The sequence below is a fragment of the Rhodococcus sp. NPDC079359 genome, assembly GCF_040702585.1.
Taxonomy (GTDB): Bacteria; Actinomycetota; Actinomycetes; order Mycobacteriales; family Mycobacteriaceae; genus Rhodococcoides.
Genome location: NZ_JBFBLH010000018.1, coordinates 1 through 25928, shown reverse-complemented (window position 1 = coordinate 25928; position 25928 = coordinate 1). Strand labels below are relative to the sequence as shown.

The 25928-nt window shown below is 63.4% G+C and carries 22 protein-coding genes; 10 read left to right on the top strand and 12 right to left on the bottom strand.

Annotated features, from left to right (window positions below; genetic code table 11):
- The first annotated feature begins 81 nt into the window (after positions 1–81).
- Together AB0362_RS25495 and AB0362_RS25490 are read left to right on the top strand one after the other, a co-directional pair.
- Positions 82–1272 carry an exonuclease SbcCD subunit D gene (locus AB0362_RS25495; RefSeq protein WP_317533315.1) on the top strand — a complete coding sequence of 397 codons (1191 nt, stop codon included), beginning with the start codon at positions 82–84 and terminating at the stop codon, positions 1270–1272.
- Positions 1269–4277, top strand: coding sequence for an SMC family ATPase (locus tag AB0362_RS25490; RefSeq protein ID WP_317533314.1), 3009 nt, complete (start codon positions 1269–1271; stop codon positions 4275–4277). The genes AB0362_RS25495 and AB0362_RS25490 overlap by 4 nt, the downstream gene beginning before the upstream one ends.
- On the opposite strand, the gene AB0362_RS25485 is transcribed toward AB0362_RS25490, so the two are convergent.
- The 6 genes from AB0362_RS25485 to AB0362_RS25460 form a co-directional block, all read right to left on the bottom strand.
- Positions 4259–5494: an AI-2E family transporter gene (locus tag AB0362_RS25485; protein WP_269595264.1), complete on the bottom strand. Its 1236-nt coding sequence runs from the start codon at positions 5492–5494 to the stop codon at positions 4259–4261. The genes AB0362_RS25490 and AB0362_RS25485 overlap by 19 nt on opposite strands.
- 96 nt (positions 5495–5590) lie before the next feature.
- Positions 5591–6088 carry a methylated-DNA--[protein]-cysteine S-methyltransferase gene (locus tag AB0362_RS25480; RefSeq protein WP_317533313.1) on the bottom strand — a complete coding sequence of 166 codons (498 nt, stop codon included), beginning with the start codon at positions 6086–6088 and terminating at the stop codon, positions 5591–5593.
- Positions 6085–7551 carry an AlkA N-terminal domain-containing protein gene (locus AB0362_RS25475; RefSeq protein ID WP_317533312.1) on the bottom strand — a complete coding sequence of 489 codons (1467 nt, stop codon included), beginning with the start codon at positions 7549–7551 and terminating at the stop codon, positions 6085–6087. Before AB0362_RS25475 ends, AB0362_RS25480 begins: the two co-directional genes overlap by 4 nt.
- A gap of 57 nt (positions 7552–7608) precedes the next feature.
- Positions 7609–7779, bottom strand: a complete 171-nt coding sequence (locus tag AB0362_RS25470) for a YbdD/YjiX family protein (RefSeq protein ID WP_094641195.1) — start codon at positions 7777–7779, stop codon at positions 7609–7611.
- A complete protein-coding gene (locus AB0362_RS25465) occupies positions 7780–10053 on the bottom strand; it encodes a carbon starvation CstA family protein (RefSeq protein ID WP_269595267.1) in 2274 nt (757 codons plus the stop codon). It lies immediately after the preceding gene.
- A gap of 141 nt (positions 10054–10194) precedes the next feature.
- The gene (locus AB0362_RS25460) at positions 10195–11376 is read right to left on the bottom strand and encodes an ROK family transcriptional regulator (RefSeq protein ID WP_317533311.1); all 1182 of its coding nucleotides are present in this window, start codon (positions 11374–11376) and stop codon (positions 10195–10197) included.
- Positions 11377–11518: 142 nt separating this feature from the next.
- Here AB0362_RS25460 and edd point away from each other — a divergent pair, with 142 nt between their 5' ends.
- On the top strand, positions 11519–13342 hold the full coding sequence (gene edd, locus AB0362_RS25455) for a phosphogluconate dehydratase (RefSeq protein WP_317533310.1): 1824 nt from the start codon (positions 11519–11521) through the stop codon (positions 13340–13342).
- 30 nt (positions 13343–13372) lie between these two features.
- Positions 13373–14002, top strand: coding sequence for a bifunctional 4-hydroxy-2-oxoglutarate aldolase/2-dehydro-3-deoxy-phosphogluconate aldolase (eda, locus tag AB0362_RS25450; RefSeq protein ID WP_317533309.1), 630 nt, complete (start codon positions 13373–13375; stop codon positions 14000–14002).
- A gap of 19 nt (positions 14003–14021) precedes the next feature.
- On the opposite strand, the gene AB0362_RS25445 is transcribed toward eda, so the two are convergent.
- The gene (locus AB0362_RS25445; protein WP_317533308.1) at positions 14022–14792 is read right to left on the bottom strand and encodes an SDR family oxidoreductase; all 771 of its coding nucleotides are present in this window, start codon (positions 14790–14792) and stop codon (positions 14022–14024) included.
- A gap of 102 nt (positions 14793–14894) precedes the next feature.
- On the opposite strand from AB0362_RS25445, the gene AB0362_RS25440 reads away from it, so the two are divergent.
- From AB0362_RS25440 to ychF, 4 genes are all read left to right on the top strand, one after another.
- On the top strand, positions 14895–15731 hold the full coding sequence (locus AB0362_RS25440; protein WP_317533307.1) for a helix-turn-helix transcriptional regulator: 837 nt from the start codon (positions 14895–14897) through the stop codon (positions 15729–15731).
- 94 nt (positions 15732–15825) lie between these two features.
- Positions 15826–16140 carry a CD225/dispanin family protein gene (locus tag AB0362_RS25435; protein ID WP_317533306.1) on the top strand — a complete coding sequence of 105 codons (315 nt, stop codon included), beginning with the start codon at positions 15826–15828 and terminating at the stop codon, positions 16138–16140.
- Positions 16141–16188: 48 nt separating this feature from the next.
- Positions 16189–16983, top strand: a complete 795-nt coding sequence (locus AB0362_RS25430) for a TIGR03620 family F420-dependent LLM class oxidoreductase (RefSeq protein WP_317533305.1) — start codon at positions 16189–16191, stop codon at positions 16981–16983.
- 12 nt (positions 16984–16995) lie between these two features.
- The gene (gene ychF, locus AB0362_RS25425; protein WP_121873315.1) at positions 16996–18075 is read left to right on the top strand and encodes a redox-regulated ATPase YchF; all 1080 of its coding nucleotides are present in this window, start codon (positions 16996–16998) and stop codon (positions 18073–18075) included.
- 637 nt (positions 18076–18712) lie between these two features.
- On the opposite strand, the gene AB0362_RS25420 is transcribed toward ychF, so the two are convergent.
- The 5 genes from AB0362_RS25420 to AB0362_RS25400 form a co-directional block, all read right to left on the bottom strand.
- Positions 18713–19534, bottom strand: a complete 822-nt coding sequence (locus tag AB0362_RS25420) for a hypothetical protein (protein ID WP_317533304.1) — start codon at positions 19532–19534, stop codon at positions 18713–18715.
- Positions 19531–20352, bottom strand: coding sequence for a hypothetical protein (locus tag AB0362_RS25415; RefSeq protein WP_317533303.1), 822 nt, complete (start codon positions 20350–20352; stop codon positions 19531–19533). The genes AB0362_RS25420 and AB0362_RS25415 overlap by 4 nt, the downstream gene beginning before the upstream one ends.
- Positions 20353–21045: 693 nt before the next feature.
- Complete coding sequence (locus AB0362_RS25410) at positions 21046–21864, bottom strand: hypothetical protein (RefSeq protein WP_317533302.1); 819 nt, start codon at positions 21862–21864, stop codon at positions 21046–21048.
- A gap of 1085 nt (positions 21865–22949) precedes the next feature.
- Positions 22950–24176, bottom strand: coding sequence for a DUF6575 domain-containing protein (locus AB0362_RS25405; protein ID WP_317533301.1), 1227 nt, complete (start codon positions 24174–24176; stop codon positions 22950–22952).
- Entirely contained in the window at positions 24173–24580 is a 408-nt protein-coding gene (locus AB0362_RS25400; RefSeq protein ID WP_317533300.1) for a hypothetical protein, read from the bottom strand. The genes AB0362_RS25405 and AB0362_RS25400 overlap by 4 nt, the downstream gene beginning before the upstream one ends.
- Positions 24581–25157: 577 nt before the next feature.
- Between AB0362_RS25400 and AB0362_RS25395 the strand changes: the two genes are divergently transcribed.
- A complete protein-coding gene (locus AB0362_RS25395; RefSeq protein WP_317533299.1) occupies positions 25158–25403 on the top strand; it encodes a hypothetical protein in 246 nt (81 codons plus the stop codon).
- A gap of 6 nt (positions 25404–25409) precedes the next feature.
- Positions 25410–25853, top strand: coding sequence for an alpha/beta hydrolase-fold protein (locus tag AB0362_RS25390; protein WP_366236285.1), 444 nt, complete (start codon positions 25410–25412; stop codon positions 25851–25853).
- Positions 25854–25928 lie beyond the last annotated feature (75 nt).

Sequence of the window (25928 nt, the reverse complement as noted above, 5' to 3'; positions counted from 1 at the left end):
GACGGCGTGCACCGCAGCTCACGTCCGACAGGCCGAAGAGCCTCGAGGAGTTTGTCGGTGGTTCCCGATAGCGTCGAACGCATGAGAATTCTGCACACCTCGGACTGGCACATCGGTCGCACCTTTCACGGTGTCGACCTGTTGGCCGATCAGGGCGCTGTGCTGGAGTCCATCGCGGAACTGGTTGCGGCACAATCGATCGATGTGGTGGTGGTGCCGGGCGATATCTACGACCGCGCTGTTCCCAGTGCCGATGCCGTCCTGGTCTGCAACCGCGGACTCGAGGCGATCCGAGCGGCAGGCGCGGTGATCGTCGCGACGTCGGGAAACCACGATTCACCCGCGCGGCTGGGCGCGGGTGCCGCGTTCGCCTCGGCCGGAGGGCTGCATCTGATGACGCGGGTGGGCGACGTCGCCACCCCGGTGGTCATCGAGGACGAGCACGGCTGCGTTGCGTTCTACGGCATTCCCTACCTCGAGCCCGAGACGACGCGGGCCGAGCTCGACGTTCCCACCGCGCGGACGCACGCGGAGGTGCTCAGCGCTGCCATGGATCGGATCCGGGGTGATCTCGCGACGAGAAACGAAGCGGGACAACATCATCGCTCGGTCGTACTCGCGCACGCGTTCATCGTCGGCGGTGAGGCGACCGGCTCTGAGCGGTCGATTTCCTCCGGCGGTATCGAAACTGCGCCTGCGTCGGCGTTCGACGGGGTCGACTACGTGGCGCTCGGGCACCTGCATTCGCCCCAGACCCTCACCGATCGAGTGCGGTACTCCGGTTCCCCTCTGCCCTATTCCTTCGGTGAGCGGTCGCATCGCAAGGCGGTATGGATCCTCGATCTCGACGCCAACGGGCTCGGCACCGTCGAGCGAGTCGACCTGCCGGTGGTACGCGGACTTGCCCGCATCGAAGGCACGGTCGAGCAATTGACAACGGACACAGCGTATTGCGAGTTCGAGGATCATTACGTCTCCGCCGTGCTCACCGACGAGGTACGCCCGGTCGACGCAATGCGCTTGTTGCAGCAGCGTTTCCCGCACGCGATCCATTTGGAATGGCGTCGCCCGGAGGGATCCGGCGAGCTTCGCTACCGCGACCGTGTGCGCGGCCGTAGCGATCTCGACATCGCCACCTCGTTCGTGACGGACATGCGCAGCGTGCCGACGGCAGCGGAGTCCGGGCTCCTGGCTCGCGCGCTGGCCTCCGTGCATCGCGAGACCGAGGCCATCCGCGGGACGGCCACCACCGCCGACCGCGGTGCTGCATGAGACTGCATTCACTCGAGATCACCGCCTTCGGCCCCTTCGCGGGCACCGAGACGGTGGACTTCGACGCACTGGGAGCCGACGGGCTCTTCCTGTTGCACGGGCAGACCGGAGCAGGCAAGACGACGGTGCTCGACGCCGTGGCGTTCGCGCTGTACGGAACAGTGCCCGGAGCTCGTCGCGAGGGCAAGCGACTGCTGTCCGATCACGCAGCCAAAGGCGCGGTGCCACAGGTCACGTTGGAGGCGACACTTGCTGGGCGACGCATCAGAATAGTGCGCAGTCCGGAGTTCCTGCGGCCCAAGCTCCGCAGCACGGGCACCACCAAGCAGCACGCCAAAGCCAGTCTCACCTGGCTCGACGGCCGCGGGCAGAACCTCACCCGGCTCAACGAGATCGGTGACGCCGTCAACGCGCTGCTCGGAATGAGTGCCGACCAGTTCTTCCAGGTGGTGCTGTTGCCGCAGGGTGAATTCGCGCGATTCCTCCGAGCCGACAGCGACGAACGCGGCAATCTGCTCGAAAGGCTCTTCGACACAGGCCGATTCGGAGATGTCGAAGAATGGTTCGCGCAGCGCCGCCGGGAGCTGGCCGCCGAACTCGCCGACGCTCACCACGCCATCGACATCATGCTCGGCCGGGTGTCGCAGGCGTCGGGGATACCCGAGCCCGCGGGCGAGGACGGCGAGCAGCCGGACCCGCTCGAGTGGGCGGCCGACGTCCTGGCCGATGCCCGGCAGAATCGGACTCTCGCACAAGGTCGGGCGGTGCTGATCGACGCGGCAGCTCGGCGTGCGTCGGCAGCTCTGACGAAGGCCACCATCGTTCTCGATCTGCAGCGTCGTCGGGCTCTCGCCGAGGCGCAGCTCGTGCAGTATCGGGAGGGCGAGACGGCGCGAGCTGCGCGCAGAACCGAGCTCGCCGATTCCGCGGACGCCGGACCGATCGCGGCCACTGCCGCAGACCTCCGTCTCGCCCGCCGGACCACCGAGGCCGCGACCTCCTCACTCGCGGCGGCGGAGCGTGCGCTGCCGGCAACGGCGGAGGGGCGACGCTTTCACGCTGCGTTGCATTGGCCACCCGCGCCGGCGGATCCGTCGGACGAGCGCACGGTCGTTGCACAGTTCGTGCGTGACTGGACCACCGACGTCGCGCGGTTGCAGTCGCTGCTCGGTCTCGCTCGCGAGGCCGACCGGCTCGACGGCACCCTCGTCGAATATCGTGCGCAGCAACGTACTACCGCAGCGGCGATCGAACGCACCGTGCAATCGCAGGCCTCGATGCCCGAGAAGATCGCAGCGGTCGAATCACGGATGGCACGAGCCGCCTCGGCTGTGGCGGAGTTGCCGGGCCTAGAGGAGCGCTGCAGTCGGGCCCGCGCGGCAGCCGAGTCCGCTCTCGAACTGGTACGCACACGCGCGACTCTGGCCGAGGCCGAACGTGTCCGCGACAGCGCTCGGGCAGCGCACAACACCGCCTGGGAGCACCTGCTCGATCTCCGTGAGCGACGCCTCGACGGGATGGCCGCCGAGCTGGCGGCCCGTCTGGAGGCGGGCGAGCCGTGCGTCGTGTGCGGATCGGAGGTGCACCCGCATCCCGCCGCAGCGTCGACGTCGACGGTGACCAAGGCACAGGAAGACAAGACCGCTGCTGCAGAACGCAAGGCCGCTGCCGTGCTCGATCAGGCGGTCGCGGTTGTTGCTCGAGCGCAACGGGACGTGGATCTGCTGCACGACCGCACCGGTGGGGCCTCCGCTGCAGAGCTGGCCCAGACGCTCGATGCTGCAACCACCGCAGTGCAGGACGCCCGTGCGCGTGCTGCCGATGTCGAACCGGCAACCGCAGAGCTCGATCGCCTGCGGAGCGAGTCGGACGCGCTGACGATCACGCTCCACGACCTGGTTGCCTCGCGGAGTGCTGTGGACGAGCGCATCGCGGCCACCGAGGAATCGCTGACGCAGATGCGTGCGTCGGTGGCCGAGGAAGTGGACGAGGGCGCGTCGCTGGCCGACCGAATCGCGGAGCGAGAAGCGTTGATCGACGGTGCCCGGCGAATTCAGGAAGCGCGCATCGCCTGGCTCGACGCCACTGCGCGGGCCGATTCGCTGGCAGCAGAACTGGACCGTCGGGTGGAGGCGTCGAACTTCGAGTCCGTCGACGCCGCGGCCGGGGCAGTGCTGACCGCAGACCGCGTCGAGCAGATCGAGACCGAGCTGCGTACCGCCGAGGAGACGCGTGCGCATGCCGAGCACGTGCTGCGCGAGCCCACCATCGTGGACGTGGCCGGTCGGCCGCCGGTGGATCTGGCCCCGTTGGAGCAGGCGTGCGCCGAGATGGACGACGAGGTCAGGGTCGCTGCCGCGGCGGTGGCGGAATGTCGAAGGCGCGCAGACGATCTGGAACGGTTGATCGCCGAATTGTTCACCGCGGCCCAGGCCATCGCGCCGCAACGTGCGGAATTCGACGAGCTCGCCAACCTGGCGGACGTGGTGGCAGGCCGGGGACAGAATGCACGCAAGATGTCGTTGCGTTCGTACGTCCTCGCGTCTCGACTCGAGGATGTCGCCGAGTCCGCATCCGCGCGGCTGCGTCGAATGTCTTCGGGACGATACGAATTCGTGCACTCCGACGAGGCAGGCGTCCGCGGCAAACGGGGCGGTCTCGGACTGGACATCAGGGACGACTACACCGGTGTGGTGCGCTCGGCCAAGACATTGTCGGGCGGTGAGGCATTTCTCGCGTCGCTCTCGCTCGCGTTGGGCCTCGCCGATGTCGTGGCTGCCGAATCCGGTGGTGTCGTCCTCGACACCATGTTCATCGACGAAGGATTCGGCACGCTCGACGCCGACACCCTCGAATCGGTGATGGCGGTTCTCGACGAACTACGTGCGGGCGGACGCGTCGTCGGCGTCGTCAGTCACGTCGACGAGATGCGTCAGCGCATTCCCAGTCGCCTCTACGTCAAGCGGGAGCGCACCGGATCCACGCTTCAGGTAGTGGCTTCCTGACCCGAGTCCTTCTTGTCGGAGTTCTTCTCCTCGTCGAGGCCGGCCTGCTCCTCGGTCAATCCGTCGGGCGGCGGGATTTTGTCCTCTAACTCGTCCTGGTCCGGTTCGTTCGAGCGCGCATCGATCTGCTCGGACAGGTACCGGATCAGCACGGCCGCAACCGCCGCGGCCGGGACGGCCAGGAACGCGCCGATGATGCCGAACAGTGAGCTGCCTGCCGTCACGGCGAGCAGCACGATCGCCGGATGCAGGTTCATGCTGCGGCTCTGCAGAATGGGCTGCAGCACATTGCCTTCCAACTGCTGTACCGCGACGATGATGGCGAGCACGATCAGTGCAGTGGTCAGCCCGTTCGCAACCAGGGCCACCAGCACAGCGAGTGCGCCGGCGACGAACGCTCCGACGATCGGAATGAAGCCACCGATGAACGTCAGGGTCGCCAGCACCAGCGCCAGCGGAACGCCGAGAATGACCAGTCCGAGACCGATGAAGAATGCGTCGATGAAACTGACGATGGCCTGAGTTCGGATGAATCCGCCGAGGGTCGCCCACATCCGTGAGAGCACCTCGCCCAGATGAGTCCCGGCGCGGCCACCGGAGAACCCGTGCAACCACGGCAGGAACTTCGGTCCGTCCTTGACGAAGAAGAACGTCAACACCAACACCAACGCCAGAGTGACCAACAGCGAGCCGGCGGCGGACACGCCGGTGAACACGCCGGTGGCGATGACCTCCCCGCTGTCCTGTAGCCGCGACACGATCGCCGACACGGCCGAGTCGATCTGGTCGTCGCCGATGTTGAGCGGCGGCCCCTTCAACCAGTCCTGTACCTGTGCGATACCGCCCGAGGCCTGGTCGACCAATTCCGGTGCCTGCTCGGCGACCGACGGAACGATCAGAGTGATGATGCCGCCGATGACGACGAAGAACACCACGAGCGATACCGACGCGGCGAGGGCGGGAGGAAATCCCAGACGCATCATCAGCTTCGCCGGCGGCCACAGCACCGTCGCGACGATCACGGCGAGCAGGACCGGCAGCAGGATCACCCAGAACTGCCCGATCAGCCAGCCCAACACCCACGCCCCGGCTGCGATCGCAATGAGGATCAGCGACCACTTGGCCAGCCACATACCGCCGACCCCGATGAGGTCACCACGATCACTGCCGGACGTCTTGGACTTCGACGGACTGCCGGGCACTGCCGATTCGGTCACTGTGGCTTCCTCACATTCGGCGGATGGCGGATCGTGAAGAACCATAACGTCTCGGTATGCCCAGCTGTATGTCACCGCCGTCCAAGGCGAGGCCTTTCAGGCCGCCTCGTGTGCCAACAGCCATTGCTTGACGGGCAGGCCCCAGCGAAAACCGCCGAGGGCCCCGCCGATTCGAACCACCCGATGGCACGGCACGAACAGTGCGGCCGCATTGCGAGCGCATGCCGACGCAGCGCCACGGATGGCTGCCGGTCTGCCCGACAGTTCTGCGAACTCGGAGTAGGTCACCGGCGCACCGGGTTCGACGGTGCGCAGAACTCCCCAGGCGTGCATGAGAAATTCGCCGGATCGTTGCGCGACGGCAACGGAGTTGATGACGGTCAGCTCACCGCGGTGATAGCTCTCGACGGCGCGCGTCACATCGCCGAGATCGGCCGCCGTGCGCACGCTGTCGGGGCGCATCGTCGGGTGGATCAGGACGCGGAGTTCGTCGACATCGGCGGTCCACCCGGATGCCAGGACGCGCTGATCGGCGTCGACGATGGCGCTGAACGGCCCGATCGGGGTGTCCTGGGTGGCGGCGGTGGCAGTCATGGCTGTCTTCTTTCCAATGCGGTGATCCACAGGTGCATCGAGACGTACGAACGCCACGGAGCCCAGCGGCCAGAATCGTTCAACGAGATGTCGAGTGCCTGAGCACCTTGTCTGACGACGAGATCGGTATCGAGCAGAACATCGGGATCGCCGAGCAGCCGCATCACGACGTATCGGGCGGTCCAGGGTCCGATTCCTTTGAGTGCGAGCAGTTCTCGCTCCAGTTCCGGGCCTTCTCGCGCGGGATGGAGCACGACGGTTCCCGACGCGATGGCGTCGGCGACGCGGATGACGGTCTGGACCCGGGCGGCAGGTCCGGTGAGTACCTCGTGGCCTCGTTCGGCGATGACGGCAGGTTCGGGAAACAGTCTGGTGACGGAGTCGTTGCCGAGATCGAGTGGTGCGCCGAGAGCGTCGACGAGTCTAGCGGTGTGAGTGGCCGCAGCCTTCAGCGAAATCTGTTGTCCGATCACGGTTCGCAGCAACATCTCTGCGCCGTCGACCACTCCCAGGGCGCGAATGCCCGGGTGGGCGTCGACGCTCGGTGCCAACTGTGGGTCTGCGCTCAGTGCGTCGTCGACGGCGAGTGGATCGGCATCGAGATCGAGCAGGTGTCGGATTCGGGCGACGGCAGGGGCGAGGTCTCGCATGTCCTGCAATGTCACTGCGGCGCTGACGAATCCATCCATCACCCGCAACGCCACGAGCCCGGCGGCGTGCGGCAGGCTCAGGGATCGCACGTATTCGCCGTCCTCGGCGAACGATTCGATGCCCTCGACCACGTGGCCACGCAGGAACCACTCGATCCAGCCGCGGTCGAGCGGCGGGCGGTACGGCAACCGCAGGGTGACGGTTCCGCCCGCGGTCGGTACGGCGGTGCGGTGCGCTTCTCGACGCAACGTCGACGGGTCGACGGCGAAGACTTCCCTGATGGTGTCGTTGAACTGCCGGACGCTGGAGAAACCGGCCGCGAAGGCGACGTCGGCCATCGGCATGTCGGTGGTCTGAATCAACGTGCGGGCGGTGTGGGCGCGGTGCGCGCGGGCCAGCGCGAGCGGGCCTGCACCGACCTCGGCCGTGAGCACTCGGGTCAGCTGCCGGGTCGAGTAGCCGAGGGTGCTGGCGAGGCCGTCGACGCCACCGCGTTCGACGGCTCCGTCGGAGATAAGCCGCATGGCGCGAGAACTGAGGTCCGAGTGGATGTTCCAGCGTGGGGAACCGGGGGTGGCGTCGGGCTGGCAGCGGCGGCAGGCGCGGTAGCCGGATTGTTGAGCCGCCGCTGCGGTGGCCAGGAACGAGACGTTGCCGGGCTTGGGTGTGCGGGCCGGGCAGGATGGTCGGCAGTAGATGCCGGTGGTGGAGACGGCGGTGAAGAACTGGCCGTCGAACCGTGCGTCACGCGAGGAGACCGCGCGATAGCACCGATCGAAGTCCAGTTCTTGCACCTGCCGTTCACTGCTCATGCACCTACTGTGTCAGCGAGGACGCGTCGGTGCTAGCGGAAATCGGACATCACCGTGTCAGCAGCATCGAGCACCCGGGTTCCGGTCCGCCTCCGCGTGCCTGTCCTTCCAGTACTGCCGCACGGTCGGCGGTTCCTGATCCGGATGGTGGCGGGCCAGATGGGCGACGTAGCGGTCGTAATCGTGATCGCCCATCACCGAGGTGATCCACCACCACAGCCCGCGCATCTAGTGCGCCGATCCGGGTCGACGGACGGTGCCCGCCTCGATCAGCTCGTCCCATTCCGCCTGGATCTTCTTCTCGGCCGGGGTGAGCACGAAGCCGGTGGGGCCGAAGATCTTCGACGGCACCTCGGGATCCTCGTTGTCGGGCAGGTTGTCGCCTCGAACTGCCTTGATGCACACCCACACTCCGGCGAACACGACGACCAGGACCAGTACCGCGAAGATGATCGACAGCGTGCCCTGAATGAACGTGTTGCGGATGACGGCGTCGATCGCCTCGGGCGTTGCGGCACTGCCGAATTCGGTCAGTCCCTGGGCCTTGGCCTCGCGGAACTGCGAGTGCTGCGTCCAGTAGCCGATGGCGGGAACGGAGGAGAAGATCTTCTGGTACGAGGCCGTCATGGTGACGATCAGGTCCCAGGCGAGTGGGAGTCCGGGGATCCAGGCCCACTTGTAGAGACCGCGTTTGACGACGATGACGAGCACCACCGTCAGGGCGATCGCGGCGAGGAGCTGGTTGGCGATACCGAACAGCGGGAAGAGGGTGTTGATGCCACCCAGGGGATCGGTGACGCCCATGAGAAGAATTGCGCCCCAGGCTGCGACGACGATGAGCGAGCAGATCCACGCGCCGGGACGCCAGGACGGATCCTTGAACTTCTTCGCCGAGGCTCCGGGCAGGTTGCCGATGCTGTCGGAGAGCATGAAACGTGCGACGCGGGTTCCTGCATCGACCGTGGTGAGGATGAACAGCGCCTCGAACATGATCGCGAAGTGGTACCAGAACGACTTGAGACCCGCTCCGCCGAAGACCTGGCTCAGTACCTCGGACATGCCGAAGGCGAGGGTCGGGGCTCCGCCGGTGCGGGAGATGATCGATTCCTCGCCCACATCGGCTGCCGCCTGGCTCAATTCGGCCGGGGTGATGTCGCCGCCGCTGATCGGCAGTCCGTTGACGTAGTCCGCTGCGGTCTCCGGGGTCCCGCCGGTGAGTGCAGTCGGCGCGTTGAGGGCGAAATAGATGTGCTGATCGAGAACACATGCGGTGATCAGCGCCATGATGGCCACGAACGACTCGGTCAGCATGCCGCCGTACCCGATCATCCGCATCTGCTTTTCCTTCTCCAGCAGCTTCGGCGTGGTTCCGGAGGAGATCAGTGCGTGGAAGCCGGAGAGTGCGCCGCAGGCGATGGTGATGAACAGGAACGGGAACAGTGAGCCTGCGAAGGCCGGGCCGTTGCCCTCGGTGGCGAAGGTCGTCATCGCGGGCATCTGGATCTCGGGGCGGGCGATGAGGATGCCGACGGCGAGCAGCGCGATGGTGCCGACCTTCATGAACGTCGACAGGTAGTCGCGCGGGGCGAGCAGCAGCCACACCGGCAGGATGCAGGCGAGCAGACCGTAGCCGATGAGCAGCCATGCGACGGTCACCTTCGACAGCGTGAACCAGTTGTTGCCCCAATCGGTTTCGGACACCCAGCCGCCGGCGATGATCGCGAACAACAGCAGGACGACGCCGATGAGCGAGACCTCGGTGACGGCCCCCGGTCGCAGGAAGCGTAGGTAGACGCCCATGAACAGCGCGATCGGGATGGTGAGCGCGATGGAGAAGACTCCCCAGGGGCTCTCGGCGAGGGCGTTGACGACGACGAGTGCGAGGACCGCGATCAGGATGATCATGATGGTGAACACTGCAATCAACGCGGCGGTGCCGCCGACGACTCCGAGTTCGTCGCGGGCCATCTGCCCGAGGCTGCGTCCGCGGCGGCGGGTGGAGATCCACAGCACCAGGAAGTCCTGGACCGCCCCGGCGAACACGACGCCGATGATGATCCACATGGTGCCGGGCAGGTAGCCCATCTGGGCGGCGAGGACGGGTCCGACGAGAGGACCGGCACCGGCGATGGCGGCGAAGTGATGGCCGAACAGCACCCGACGGTCCGTCGGCATGTAGTCCTTGCCGTTTTCCAGAATCTCGGCAGGAGTGGCGCGGTCGTCGCGTGGGAGGACGATCTTGCGTTCGATCAGCCTGGCGTAGAAGCGAAAAGCGAAGATGTACGTACACACCGCGGCGATGACGAACCAGACGGCGTTGGGATTCTCTCCGCGGACGATCGCGATGATCGTCCACGCAACACCGCCGAGTAGGCCGATGGCGACGAGCATCAGGCGCTTGATCGGGGTCATCGGATGTGACTCGACGACGCCGACCGGCGGTAGGTCGGGATCTGTCTTCAGCAATTCGACGTGTGGTTCGTCGGCCGCTTTCAGTGACATGTGTGGGGTCTCCAGGATCGCAGGTGTGACTGCGATCACCCTATGTGGGCCGCCGGTGTGCGTCCTCGAATCGACGCATCGCGGTGCGCCCGGCGGTCGCTGGAGTGCGACGAGCGGCAACCGCGGCGACGATGCCCGCGGTCAGCCGCCCAGTGCGTCGTCGACGGCCCGGGCGCTGAGCACCTGATCCAGCACCAGCGCCGCACTGCCGATCACCCCGGAGAGGTCACCGTGGGTGGTGGCCTGGATGGTGAGGGCCTTGGTGGCCAGCGCGGTTGCGTTTCCGTAGACGGTCTCGCGGAGGCCGGCGACGAAGATGTCGTAGGCGTTCGCCATGTCGCCGCCGACGATGAGGACCTCGGGGTTGAGCAGGTTGACGGCACCGGCCAGAGTTTCACCGATGTGGCGTCCGCTGTCGCGAATGAGTCTGCGCGCTTCGGGGTCACCGCTCACCGCGAGATCGACGACGCCGCGAACGTGGCCCACTTCGCGGCCCTGCTCGTTGAGTGCGCGCACAAGAGCCCAGCCGCCCGCGATGGCTTCGAGGCAGCCGCTGTCGCCGCACCTGCACGCGACCCCTGCCGCGGCAGCGGTCTTGGTGTGGCCGAATTCGCCTGCAGCGCCCAACGATCCGCGCTGCAATGCGCCGCCTGCGACGATTCCGGCACCGAGCCCGGTCGAGGCCTTGACGAGTAGGGCGTTCTGGAAGCGATCTCGATTGTCGCGGCGTTCGGCCAACACCATGGCGTTGGCGTCGTTGTCGAGGAAGACCGGAGCAGACGTGGTGTCGGCGAAGAACGGTGCCAGCGGCACTCCGTCCCAGCCGTGCATGATCGGCGAGTCCAGGCTGCACCCTCGGTCGGTGTCGGCGGTGCCGGGGATGGACAGTCCGACGCCGAGGATGCGGTGGTCGGTTCGGTGCGATTCGTCGAGCAATGCCTGCAAGCGCTTGGTGATCTGCGGCATCAGCTCGTCCGGGCCGACGCCGATTTCCTGATCGACGGTATCGCTCGCGAGCAACTCGCCGCCGAGGGTGAACACGCCCAGCTGGGAGCGGCTGCGTCCGATCGCGGCGGCGAGCACCACACCGGCGTCGATGTCGAAGGACAGTCTCGCCGGGGGTCTACCGCCGGTGGAGTGCGTGTCCTCGGTTTCGATGACCAGGCCGAGCTCGGTGAGCGCGGCGACGCGGGAGGCGACGGCCGACCGTGAGAGTCCGGTGATTCGGCCGAGTTCGGCACGAGTAGCTGCTTCTCTGTCGCGAATCAGAGCGAAAACCTCACCTGCCGTCGCAGGTGGAGCGCTCAGGCGCGGCATGGTCATAAACGCCATTCAACCAACTGGCAACTTTTACGGCAACAGCCTAAGAAGTGCCACTTATAACTTTGAAAAGCATAAGTTGGGTTGTCGGTCGACCTAATTGGCCTTAGGGTGAGTGATGAGAGACCGAACATCGGAGATACTCATGGACACACTTCATCCGGTCCTGCGTCAGGTCACCGACCGCATCGCAGACCGCAGCCAGTCCGACCGCACCGCCTACCTCGCGCGAATCGCATCGGCCGGGGATCGAGGCCCGGCCCGTGGCCGCCTCGCCTGCGCCAACATCGCTCACGGCTTCGCAGCCTCCGGCAAGGCCGACAAGCAGGCCCTGCGCGGCATGGTCAAGCCCAACATTGCGATCGTCTCCGCCTACAACGACATGCTCTCGGCGCACAAGCCGTTCGAGACCTATCCGGCCGTGCTGAAGAAGTCGGTCATCGACGCCGGCGGCATCGCGCAGTTCGCCGGTGGGGTCCCCGCCATGTGCGACGGCATCACCCAGGGCCGTGACGGCATGCAGCTCTCGCTGTTCAGTCGCGACATCATCGCGATGTCGACCGCAATCGCGTTGTCTCACGACATGTTCGACGCCACCCTGATGCTCGGGGTGTGCGACAAGATCGTCCCCGGAATGCTCATCGGCGCACTGAGTTTCGGCCATCTGCCTGCGGTGTTCGTGCCCGCCGGGCCGATGACGTCCGGACTCCCCAACGGGGAGAAGGCAAAAGCGCGCCAGCTCTACGCCGAGGGCAAGGTGGGGCGCGAGGCTCTGCTCGACGCCGAGGCCGCGTCGTATCACGGTAGTGGTACCTGCACGTTCTTCGGAACAGCCAATTCCAATCAGTTGCTCATGGAGGTCATGGGCCTGCATCTGCCGGGATCGTCGTTCGTCAACCCCGGAACCGCGATGCGCGACGCGTTGACCCGCGAGGCCGCCCACGTCGTCACCGGTCTGACGTCGCTCGGCGACAATTACACGCCGGTGGGGGAGGTCGTCGACGTCAAGTCGATCGTCAACGGCTGCGTTGCACTGCTCGCCACCGGCGGCTCGACCAATCACACGATGCACCTCGTCGCCATCGCGAAAGCCGCGGGTATCACGTTGACCTGGCAGGACCTGTCCGATCTGTCGGCCGTCGTGCCGCTGATGGCCCGGATCTACCCGAACGGCAAGGCCGACGTGAATCACTTCCACGCGGCCGGTGGACTCGGGTTCGTCATCGGGTCTCTGCTCGACGCCGGGTTGATGCACGAGGATGTGAAAACCGTTGCCGGGCCGGGTCTGCGGCGCTACACGCAGGAGCCGAAGCTCGACGGCGACGGGGTGATGTGGCAGGACGGTACTCGGATGAGCCACGACGACACCGTGTTACGAGGCGCGAACGAGCCGTTCAGCGCCGACGGCGGACTGAAGATGCTGACCGGGCCAATCGGTAAGTGCGTCATCAAGACTTCTGCACTGGCACCCGAACATCGCGTGGTCACCGGACCGGCGCGAGTGTTCGATGATCAAGCCGACTTCCTCGAGGCATTCGAAGCAGGGCTACTCGACGGCGACTTCGTTGCCGTGCTGCGTTATCAGGGCCCGAAGGCCAACGGTATGCCCGAGTTGCACAAGCTCACCCCGGCTCTCGGAATTTTGCAGGACAAGGGACGTTCCGTCGCGCTGATCACGGACGGCCGAATGTCCGGTGCCTCCGGCAAAGTCGCTGCGGCAATTCACCTCACGCCCGAGGCCGCGAGTGGGGGACCGATCGCGAAAATTCTCGACGGTGACATCATCACCCTCGATTCCCTCGGTGGCACACTGTCGATCGACGTACCGCTCGACGAGTTCGAGGCACGGCCGGTCACCGGCCGAGCCTTGGACAAGGACGAGTGGTCCAGCACCGGTCGGGACCTGTTCTCGGGCATGCGTGCGCTCGTCGGCCCTGCCGACGAGGGTGCAATGTTCGTCATGCGCTGAGCCCCTGTAACTCCAGAAGAAGGTAAGAACGTGACTGCATCTCTGCTCGACCGCGTCCCCGTCATCCCTGTCGTCGTCATCGAGAACCTCGATCATGCCGTTCCGATCGCCCGCGCCCTGGTGGCGGGCGGAGTGCCCGTCATCGAGCTGACCCTGCGGACACCGGTGGCCCTCGACGCCATCGAGCGCATCGCCGCCGAGGTTCCCGACATCCTCGTCGGTGCCGGCACCATCATCACCCCCGGTCAGGCCAAGCAGGCCGCCGATGCGGGCGCTCAGTTCCTGGTGTCGCCGGGCTGCACGCCTTCCCTGACGAAGTCCATGCGAGATACCGGATTACCGCATCTGCCCGGTGCCGCAACTGTGTCCGAGGTGCTCACCCTCCTCGAAGCCGGCTACACCGAGCTCAAGTTCTTCCCGGCCGAGGCGTCGGGCGGGGCGAACTTCCTGAAGTCGATCCACTCGCCGATCCCGGCCGCACGCTTCTGCCCGACGGGTGGCATCTCGACCGAAAATGCCTCGACGTACTTGGCTCTGCCGAACGTCGGCTGCGTCGGGGGATCGTGGCTCACTCCGGGTTCGGCCGTTGCGCAGGAGGATTGGGACGCCGTCACTCGGTTGGCCGAGGCCACCTCGACGCTGAAGACCTCAGCTCAGTAGCGGTCTTCGGTACGCGCGTTCATCCGCGGGTGACCGAGATACCGCCGTCGACGTAGAGCGTTGTGCCGTGCACCATCGCGGCGTCGTCGGAGACCAGGAACAACACACCGTTCGCGATGTCCTGGGGCGAAAGAACAGTGCCTGCAGGCGTTCCGGCCGTCATGGCGTCCAACACCTCCCGCGCATCCTCGTTGCCCGGCGTCAGCGTCGCACCGGGTGCGAGGGCGTTCACCCGCACGCCGCGTGGACCGAACTCGGCGGCCCAACTGCGCGTGAGTTGTTCGTCGGCGGCCTTGGTTGCGGAGTACATCGCGGCGAACGGGCTCCCCATCGTGGCCATCCACGATCCGATGTTCACGATGACGCCGCTGCCGCGCTCAGCCATGGCCGGTGCCAATTCACCGACCAGCACGTGTGGAGCACGAACGTTGACGGCGAGCATCGCATCGAGCTCCTCGTCGGCGAGATCTGCGGTTGCGGTGGCGGGATAGATGCCGGCATTGTTGACGAGAATGTCGACTCGGCCGCCGAGTGCAGCGGTAGCGACGCCCGCGAACCCGCGGATGTCCTGGTAGCTGCCGGAGAGGTCCACCGGCACGAAACTCGCGGTGCCGCCGGCCCCGGAGATTCGATCGACCACCGCCGAACCCTTCGCGGAGTCGCGGCCGCTGACGACGATCGATGCTCCGTGCGCGGCGAGAGTCGAGGCGATTGCGGCACCGATACCGCTGGTGGATCCGGTGATGACGGCGGTCCGTCCGGAAAGTCGCTGTGATGTAGAAGAAGTCATGACGTCATGTCTACGGGCGGTGAACACGGCCATCCAGGCGTCACTCGACCTAGGTCTGACATGACCAGGCTGGTAACCATCGTTGTCGCTACTGTGGAATTCGTGAGCAACGACAGGTCCGCCCTCAGCGCATTTCTGCGTGATCGGCGCGACCGCATCACCCCCACCGAGGCCGGACTGCGCACGTATCCCGGTACCCGACGAGTGCCTGGACTGCGGCGGGAAGAACTTGCTGCGATGGCCGGAGTGAGCCCGGATTACTACAGCAAGCTCGAACAGGGTCGTCAGGCGAACGTGTCGATCGAGGTGCTGCGAGCGATCGCTCGGGCGCTGAAGTTGAACGAGGTGGAGTCGGCTCATCTGCTCGACCTTGCGTCTCCCGCCGGATCCGTCGATGACGCCACTGAGCGACCGGATCCGGGATTGCTCCAGGTGATGAGGACGCTCGATCACGTTCCTGTGCTGCTACTCGGACGCTCGGGCACCATCCTGGCCAGCAACGCATTGGTTCGATCAGTGCTGAGTTTGCCCTCGGCGGCCGGAGAATCACTGTTCGACTATCTGTTTCGCAATCCCATCGCCCGCGAGCGAATCGTCAACTGGTCGCAGTTCGCGGCCGCCGCGGTCGCCAATCTGCGCCGCGACCTCGCCCGTCGCCCCAGGGACCGTGCGCTCACTGCGTTGATCGACGAATTGCGTTCCAGCGAGCCATGTTTCGAGCAATGGTGGAGCGACCACGAGGTTCGAGAATTCGAGCGTGCAACAAAGATCATTCAGCATCCGGCGGCGGGGACCCTCGAATTCGGTATCGAGTTTCTGACCTCGCCCAGCGAGCCGACTCAGAGTCTCATCGTCTACACGGTCGAGGACGGGTCGAGTACCGCCAAGATCCTGCCGATCCTGGCGAGCTGGGACCCCAATTCGGCAATCACCACCTGAACTCGGGATCGACCGGATTCGATTCGGTGGAACCCAACGGGTCGGTGCGGCGTCCTACTAGCTGTCCGTCATCGAACAATCGGGGGAAATGGTCATGTCGAATCCGTACGAGCAGTCAGAGTTTCAGCAGCCCTATCCGGCAGCGCAGTCCTATGTGCAGGCACCGACTCTGCCGTCGTCCAATGCGGGATGGGCCGTCGTCGCCATCATCTTCTTCTGGCCGTTGGCCATCCCGGCGTTCAATCACGCACTGAAGGTGCACCCGCTGTGGATGATGGGAGATGCTCAGGGCGCGCACTATTCGTCGAATCGTGCCGGGTTCTTCGGAAAGCTGTCGCTGGGGATTTTCGTCGTCCTCATAGTCCTGTACTTCGCCTTCATTGCACTGGTCGTCGCGAACTCGTACTAGGTCCCGACACTTGACCTCGACATAACTCGAGGTTCTAGCGTCGTAGCCATGGACACACTCGGTCTCGGCAGAATCGGCATTTCCATCGACGTATCGCCATCGTATCTCGACGACGTGCGCGAGTTGGAGGCACTTGGATTCACCTCGTTCTGGCTGCCGGGCGGGCAGATCGATCGACTCGGCAGGCTGACCGATCTGGTTCGGGCGACCGAGACAGCGAACATCGTTCCGGGCATCGTGCCGGTCGATGTGTACTCGCCTGCGCAGACCGGGAAGCTGTTCGACGAGCTCTCGCCCAGCGGTCGATTCGTCCTCGGGCTCGGTGGGCCGCAGACTGCGCGGCCATTGGCCGCATTGCATCGCTACCTTGACGAGTTGGCTGTGCCATCGGATCGAATTCTGCTCGCGGCGCTCGGGCCGAAGAAGCTGGAGATGGCCCGCGATCGCGCTGCCGGCGCGATCGGGTTGCTCGTGACGCCCGAGTGGACGGCGCAGGCGCGGCACTCTCTGGGGACGGCCGAGCTGGTTGTCGATCAGTTTGTCGTCGTGGAATCCGATACGGATCGTGCCCGTACTGCCGCCCGTGAGCCGCTGAGCTTTCTCGCCACAGTCCCTGGCTATCGGCAGAACTTTCTGCGCATGGGATTCACAGGGGCCGACGTCGACCAGCTCAGCGACCGTTTGGTCGACGCGCTGGTGGTGTGGGGGAGCGTCGGCGACATCGCCGATCGAGTGGCCGCCCACCACGAGGCCGGGGCGGATCACGTCGTTCTTGCGCCGCTCGGCGCGTCGAGCATCGCTGCTGGCCGGGCACTGTCCGAGCTGGTGGTGTTGTCAAAGTAGACTCCATAGACCGTGAGCCTCACCCTCGGAATCGTCGGACTGCCCAACGTCGGCAAGTCCACCCTCTTCAATGCACTGACCAACAACGATGTGCTGGCCGCGAACTATCCGTTCGCCACCATCGAGCCCAACGTCGGTGTGGTCGCGCTGCCGGATCCCCGGCTCGAGAAGCTGGCCGAGGTGTTCGGTTCGGAGAAGCTCGTGCCCGCGCTGGTGTCGTTCGTCGACATCGCCGGCATCGTCAAGGGTGCGTCCGAGGGCGCAGGTCTGGGCAACAAGTTCCTCGCCAACATTCGTGAGGCCGACGCCATCTGCCAGGTTGTTCGTGTCTTCGCCGACGACGACGTGGTGCACGTCGACGGTCGCGTCGACCCGACCGCCGATATCGAGGTCATCGAAACCGAACTCGCGATCGCAGATCTGCAGACGCTAGAAAAGGCCATCCCGCGCCTCGAGAAAGAGGTGCGGATCAAGAAGGATCGCAAGCCTGCACTCGACGCGGCGCTGGCAGCGCAGGCTGTACTGAACGATGGCAAGACGCTGTTCTCGGCCAAGGCGAAGCTGGACTTCGAGCTGCTCGGTGAATTCCAGCTGCTCACCACCAAGCCGTTCCTCTACGTCTTCAACGCCGACGAGTCGGTGCTCACCGACGATGCGAAGATCGGCGAACTCGCGCGCCTCGTCGCTCCCGCCGACGCCGTGTTCCTCGATGCGAAGATCGAATCCGAGTTGCTCGAACTCGACAAGGAATCGGCAGCGGAACTGCTCGAGTCGGTCGGACAGACCGAGCCCGGTCTCGACGCTCTCGCCCGCGCCGGCTTCCACACTCTCGGTCTGCAGACCTACCTCACCGCAGGCCCGAAAGAGGCCCGCGCGTGGACCATTCATCGTGGTGACACCGCACCGCAGGCAGCGGGCGTCATTCACACCGACTTCGAGCGCGGATTCATCAAGGCCGAAATCGTCTCCTTCGACGACCTGATTGCCGCGGGTTCCATGGCCTCGGCCAAGGCTGCAGGCAAAGTGCGCATCGAGGGCAAGGAATACATCATGTCCGACGGCGATGTGGTGGAGTTCCGCTTCAACGTGTAACCGCTGGTCAGTCGTCGCGCGGATGGGTCGATGGACACTGTCGGAGACTTGACTAAACGGGCGACTGCCGACCATTCGCAGAACGCTGCGTTTGGGACCCCTCCCAACGTCGCTCATATTTCGACGGCGTACTTAGCAACTGCCAATCGAAGCTGGAGCTAGCTGAATCTAATCCGTCCACATTGAATCGCGTGGTACGACGAACCCTGTGTCTGGTCACCAATTCAGCAACTATCAGGGTGGTCTTAGTTGCTTCGGTCTATTGGAGCATCCGAAGATCACAGCACGATTGCTTCAGCGGGCGGTCTGGACCGGCGAAGTCCGCAAAGGCTGGTCAACTGACTCGACGTGTTGGTCGACCGCACCCGCAATGGAGATCATCTCGGGTAGCATCCGTCCAACAGGTCAGAAGCTTGCTCAGTGCACCCACTGCTCGCGTGCACTTGGCCGCGCCTGCGCCCGTTAATGCAAGTGTCAAGGCTTCCCTGGAAACGCAATTAAAGGCGAGGACCCACGGTTCTGTAGGTCATTGGGAAAATGTGGGAAAAGGGTTCAATTGATGAAATGCCGGGTGATGGCGAACCGATTGGTCGGCTTCATTCGCTTGAGACCGGCTCGAACAAACTGAGCACGATAGTTAAGAGGTGTCCCCAGACGTTCTGGGAGTGAACATCGCATCGGCATCGGCCATTTCGGTACATCGATTCTCAAGGTAGTCGCTGAGCTCGTGCTCAGACAGTTCAGCGGAGTGAGTGCGCTCCTCAGTGTCCGTCGGTAGGGGGTAGTCGAAGGGGGTTGGCCGGTAGGGATTCTGCGTCCCGCCATCCCACTTGTCCAGTTCTAGGGCTAGTTTGTGGATCGCCCCGATCGTAACCGTTGCAGTCCGGAGGGAAACGTCGAGACGGCGAAGGCCAATGACTTCTGCCCGGTCTTCACCACTGAGCCGAAGCTTGTGGTGCTGCAGTACTTTCGCCTGAGCAATTGAGACGTTTGGGATTTGGTAGGCGGCCCAAACATAGGGGCCGGACCCCAGTCTCGAACTGAGTAGAGCAGCCGCAGCAGATAGATCCACGTTCGCACGCGTGGCAGATTTGATGAACGTAGTGACGCTTCCAAGGTCGGTCTCGCGGACGAAACTGGCGCAGTCCTCCAGAAGGTTGTCGGCGATGCGACGAGCTGTTGCAGCATAATCAAGACCAAATCCGTGCCGTCGCTCAAGTTCGCGGGCAGCTCGGTCGGCCTCGAGCTGTGTATTCAGTGCTTTGCGGTCCGCCTCAAGGGTGCCGTTGAAGTACCGACCGGCAAGCCAAAGACCAAGACCGGCAACTACCAGGGGCAGCCCGACGTCGGCGATCCACTCCACCGTCGCAAACCGTGACAGCAATGCCGTGAATGACCTCCAAATGTTGACGGCCGCGGACGCGAGCCATCCGATGACCGCGGGATCGCCGTCGGTCATCGCTGGGTGTTCGTTGCGGTGCTTGCAGGCTGATCGCTCAAGGTTGAAGAGGCTTCCCCGGCGAACACTTCCCACGCCTCTTTGGCTTGGCTGGGGAGTACGAGCATTCCGCCTGCGGCTCCGGTAGCGAGCGTGATGGCAGCGAGCAGTTTGCCGACTTTCTGCAGGAGGGTGCGGCCCTCGGGTGTGGTGGGAATGCCTGTGTTGGTGAGGGTGCGGATCATTGCGCCGTGGACTTCGTCGGCTGAGGACTGGACTACGCGGGTACCGACGAGCTCGGCCGCATCAAGGGCGGCGATGACACGGCCGAGTTGTTCGGTTACGAAGTAGCGAAGTTGCTCGTCCAAGTCGTTGGAGCCGTATATCTCGGCGATCAGCTGTGTGACGCGCTCACGTAGTTCGACAAGGGTCGCGGTGGTGACAGGTGGGTGGGTAGTGAGGTTCTGCAGCCAGTAGTGGGCGGCTTCGAGACTTGCCATCTCTTCAACGTCGATGACTCGGCTGACGGCGGAGGTCGGGCCGGCGAGATTGTAGAAGGCGGTGTGGAGGGCTTTGCTGACGGTGGGGTGCCAGCGGCGATAGAACATGAACTGGGCACTGTTGACGTCGAGTCCGGTGCGGTTTGCGGCGTCGATCAGCGCCTTTTCGGTTTCGTCCGGCAGCGCCAATAGTCGGCCGATACTGGTGAAGACCTCGGCGTGAGTTTCAGCATCGAGCAGTGGACGAAGGTTGTCGCGCAGGGAGATGTCGGCGTTGGCGTTCCTGATCTTGGTGAGGATGGTGTGGAGTCTGTAGGCGGGGTTGCAGATGTCGGTCACGGAACGATCCTTGTCGATTCGTGGCACTACCGGGTGTAGGCCGCCATTCAAGTGTGACGGCTGGGTGAAACTCGAGCGATGGTCAGTGCTTGTCAGCCCCACCCCTCGCAATTTTGGTGGGAGCTGGTGTGTTCGCGATGCAGCGGGTCGGAATGAGAGACGGCCCCGAATTCGCCGACCACGACGCCAGCAGGCGGGACCCAAACATGTTCGTCTATGAATCTTCTCGGTCGCCTGCCGCATCGCCATCCACGCCTACTACACGCACTTGAGACTGTCGAAAACTGCGACCTGGTCGGCGCTGATCGTCATCGACCTGGCCCGGTTGGCGGCGTTCACTGCGCCCGCCTGACCATCAACCCGCCCGCACCGCCAACCCGATAGACCCCGACTCGTACCGAGGAACCGAGCGCCGCCGACCGACATCGCCTTGCGCACCCGGCGCAAGGCGGGTCGAAAACCGCAGTCTCGAACCGCTCAGCCAGCACCTCAACCTGACGAAAGATCAAGGCTAGATGGCCACCGCTAGTCAGCTCTATGAGTCCAGTTGGCAGGAGTGACTGGCCTGCACGACGACGCCCATGCTGCCGTCACGGATGCGATGTGAGCGGCCTTGGCGCACCTGGCATTTGGGAGAGGGATGCGAGGGTGATCAGAGATTGAGGCCCCAGGTCGTCGGCCGTTCAGCTTCGTCTAGGAAAACGAAGGCCGGTTTTCTAACGCAGATCGGTACACAGCCTCAGGGTGGCCACTTTGAGTGCTGCTTTGCATAACTAGCGATAGTGCGATGGTAGAGAAGACATACTCTCGCTGAGCCTCGTCCTTTAGATTTGCCGCAATGGAAAGCGATTGATTTAACCGGTTCGAATCATTGACGGCCTGGTTGAGGTGCGCAAAATTCTCGTTCGCTACCTTCTCTGCCGCATCTGCGCGCTGGAATATTAGCGACCCGAAAATGGTCGGTACAGCGCCGCAGACGCCTGTGAATATGCCTACGTCAAGTGCTGAGAATAGAGCTAATCCGACTCCTAAAATTACAACCGCGAGCCCCAGGATGATGCTCGCGATTGAAAGCAAGCGTAGTATCGAATTTTGACGTTCTGCAGATCTAAGGTGATTAAGGTATAAGTTGGCTCGTTTGGTCGTAAACTCATCTATATTCGATTTGATTTCGGCTTGTTGGACGTATTTTGCCGCTTTATCATCCAGTGTGGCGAGGTCTGCAGCAGAGATGTCGCTGACGCTGCCGCTACTCTCTGGATTTCCACCGTCAATTGAACCAAGGTGAAGTTCAAGAAAATCGTATAGCTCTTCACGGTTCTTCTTCCCGATGGCCTCAAGGTCTCCCACTAACTCCTCGGCCTCGTTGAGCTGTTCCTTGCGATTGCTGGTGCGGACAAAGGCGCTAACAGCTGCTGCGGCACTTGATATCCCAACCGCCGCCGAGGCAGCGGTAAGTGGCCAGGTCGAGTCCCCGCCTTCGAAGAAGGAAGCCAACAGTTGCGTGGTCATTGGAGCATTCTGCACTATGGAAAACCCACCTCGGGAGTCTTGGGCTAGTTTGGTGCAAAGTGCTCAGTTGAACGACGCATTGTTGCTGCTCAAGCGACTAGCCGCGGCCTGGGCAGCGTTCAGCTTCAACGACTAGGAAGCTCTCAGCGCGACGGGTAAGCCGAGTTCGGACCGACCTGAGACTCGACAACCGCTTGCCTACGGTTTTTTCCGGACGGCGTCGGTCTAGTCCCGAACAGGAGTGGTTGAGCCCCGATGCGGGGGCCGGCGGGGTTTAAACAGGGCTAAGTTAGGCCTTGAAGATCGGCGCGCGAGGGCATGTTGCGGTGCGGGCACGGTAGCCCAGCCAACGGGCTTATTCGCGACGACATGCCCCGACACCATCGAGAAGAGGTGACGTTCTTGAGGGTGCCGCAAGTAGAGCGGTTGGCTGTTGCTTTGGAGTCCGTGGCCATCGACGCTGGCAGTAGCGACTCGACGGCCACGGCATGCTGGTGCGGTTCACCGCGCAGACCAGAATGCGTGCCAGCGAAATCTGCGGTCTGCGGGGGAAGAACGTCAACAGGTTGCGCCGGCTGGTCGCGGTTAGCGAATCAGTCAGCACGAGCAGTTCTGGGGAGTGGTAGGTGGTTCCGCCGCAGTCCAACAGACTTGAGACGTACCGTTGACTCCCGTCCTCGCATCATCACTCGCGGCTGATGGAAAAGAGCAGGCGAAACGGGGTGCGCTCGGCCCCGGCCGTGTATGTGTGGCAGACCCCGGTTATGTCTGAGGCAGAGCCCTGCGGGTCGACACCGATGCACTGGTGCCGAGTCTTCTACTTGCCGCACTCGAAAGATGCTGCAATAGTCGCGGGGTCGCCAGATACGCTGCGCTCCCACGATCTCCGACATACTTGCGCCGCGCTTCTCATTGCGGCCGACGTGTCAGCGAAGGCCATTCAAGCTCACCTTTGCCAATCTTCCTTCAAAGTTGCGATGGAGATTTACGGGGACCTCTATGACGACGTCTCAGACGCGGTCACGGATGTGAGCGGTGCCGCCTTCGCTGTTTTGGCACAGCGATCAGATCGAACTTGTGGATGCTCAGGGGGCAGTCGCGCCATCAGTCGGGACTGGGTTAATTTGCATCAGGCGGTATGTGTATTGCGTGGCGTTGGTCAATTCGTCGGTCACGCTCGTCACTGACAGGACCATATCGTAGAAGGCCCCGAGAGGGGCCTGCTTGAATCCCGAAAGTGCTTGTTCATCAACGTATCCCGTGTATGTCTGTTCGCTGGACGGATTATCCGCACCGAATGTCGAATGGTCAACGTCGCCCCTGAACAGGCGCATACGCGCTCGAACTTCCGGCTCGATTTGATCAGGGGTTAAGTAATTAAGGGTCGCAAGCATTCGTTGAATTTTCAAAGAGGACAGCTTTGCTTCAGTGAACTCCGCTGACTCATTGGCTGCAACAAGGCTGACCGGCCCCCCGATGTTGTCGAATTGTTTTACAAGGCTACGGAAACTTCTCTGCGCACGAGTATTGAGGGACTTCACTTGTTCTTTGAATTCCAGTTTCGTGTCGTCCATGGAAAAAATTAACACTATAGCGTTTGAGCTATCCTCGAACGGGGAGCCAAACAGATTCATGAAGCCCATTGATGCAATATCAATCACGAAACTTGCGGCTGTCAAGCTGACGATTTCGCTGGCCATTGTTTCCTGAATATTCGTTGGCACGCGTCCGCGCAGCGCAGCTTCTCTACCAGACAGTGCTTGTGAGTATCCCATGTTGTCCAATAGGTTTTGGGTGAGGACTAGGAGATTGCCAACTGCTCGAGTAGGAGCGACCGTCCGTCGACTGGCGGTTGGTTCCACTTCGACACGAAGGAATGGCCGCGCCTCGCGCATCGCTCGACGAGCGAGTTCTGATGGCCTCTCTGCACGGGGTGCTGTATCGGTGTGTCGCTCTATCCGATAATTTGTGCCGGGAAGCCATTCTTCCTGAATTTCGGGTCCACTAATTAGTCGCTCGATCGTGTCCACGTTTTCACCATCCGTGGGGGTGCGAACCAGATACACGAAGTCCTCGGCATTCAGGAATGCTGCCCGAACTGTTATCCCACCGGAACGTGCAATGCTGAACCGTTCATTCGATATTGGCAGGTAAAGCCAGAGGTCGTGATCGGGGGCTTCCTCGGCCCAAGCGGCCAAGTAACGCTGGCCCGACGCGGACGATGCTGCAAAAAGGCGTGGTCCGTCGTAAAACTCGAACGTCTCATCAATCTCAAGACGCCCAAGTGCTGTTCCGACCGGAACCCAACTCATGCCACGACCTCGCAGTTTCCCCAGTCGTTGTCAGCCGCCGGCCTCCACCACGTGTGGTGATTCTGGTTGCCCCCCGTTTGTTTAAGGACCCCCGAGCCTGAGACGTCTACCTTGGCGATCAACTTCTTGCGCAAGGGGCCTACTGCTTCACGTGTCCGTTCCGCTGCAAGTTGCTCGTCAAAGACGCTGAACCCTGACGCCATGCACTCTTGGTCGCCGAAGTCCTTGTTCTTAAAGCGGGCACCTGCCCGTTTAAGCTCCACGTGGCTGAGCGTGTCCTCGCCTGTCGGCGGGGCCGCGTCGACCAGCCGGAAGTAGAGACCAACCGCCCGTGCGGCGTCAGCAGGAGGGCACTGGTCCGGATAGTGGTCCGGCCAGATGATGTCTACTCCTCCTCCAGTCATTCGCAGATCTTCGCACAGCACTCCGACGTTCCTCAGACTCGGCGGGTAAGCCGAGCGGGGCATCGTGAGCTAGGGGGATGAAACGGGAATGTCTCGAACCTAGCGCTATGCGTTCTACCTGGTCGGAGGATTGTGTTTGGTCTTGCTCGCGTTCCGCTTCAAGGTCTAGCCCGACGTGCGACATCAGTAGGTCACCCGGGCATGTCACTTGTTGGGAGCCCACTGGAAGCTCGCGGCCTAGGTTAAGTACTGAACTATTCAAATGGGTGCGGCACAAAACAGGCTGAATCCCGGATTTTTCACAAGTTGCTGACGATTTAGTCCGATTCGTGCCATTCCTTCTTGCAAGATTGCCTCGACGACAGCGGGCCACAGCGCCGCGGGCAGTGGGGGTTCTATGCTCGGCGTGCGGCCGGTTCTGGTGGTGATCGCAGTTCTGCTCACCTGCCTAGCGGGCGTGCCCGCCGCTGCTCAAGACATCGACACTGAAAATCCTGCACCGAGCCAGCCTGCGCGGATCGAGAACCGAATCAATACCGGCCCGACGCTAACGTGGCTGTCGGTGTACTCGCCGAGCATGGATCGGACCATAGAGGTGCAGGTTCTGACCTCCGCGGAGCGTAAAGGCCCGCGCCCGACGCTGTACATGCTCAGCCGATCCGGGGAGAACGAACCGTCGAGCAGCATCTGGCTTCGCAAGGGCAACGCGGCGGAGTTCTTCCGTGACAAGAACATCAACGTGGTTCTCCCGCTTGTCGGTCCAGCGAGCTTCTACACCGACGGGGAGAACAACGACCCCCGCCTCGGCCCCTACCGCTTCTAAACCTTTCTGACGCAGGAGCTTCCGCCGCTGATCGACGCGGAGTTCGAGGGCAACGGCAGTGACGGTGTGGCGGGCCTGTCGAGGGGCGCTCAGTCGGCGATGATGCTGGCCGCCCGGAACCCGGACAAGTACTCGGCCGTCGCGGCGTACAGCGGGTGCTTTCTATCCGAGGGCATACTCGGGCAAACCGTCCTGCGAAGCATCGTCGCCGGTTACGGCGGCAAAGCGGACAATATGCTCGGCGGGTCCCTCAACGCGGGGTGGGCCGCCCACGACCTGTTGGTAAACGCAGAACCGCTGCGCGGAATGTCGATCTACCTCTTTTCCGCCAGCGGCCCCCGGTCCGCACGAGCGGTACGAGACGCTCGAAGACCTCGACACGCTGGTGATCGGCGGGGCGATCGAAGTAGGCACCGATTTCTGCACGCGACTGAACCGTCCTGGATCTGATGGAGACCTGGTTCAAGCCACTTCGCGGTCGGAGGTGGCGGTCGAGCATTGATGACGGTACTCGTTTTCGTAGTC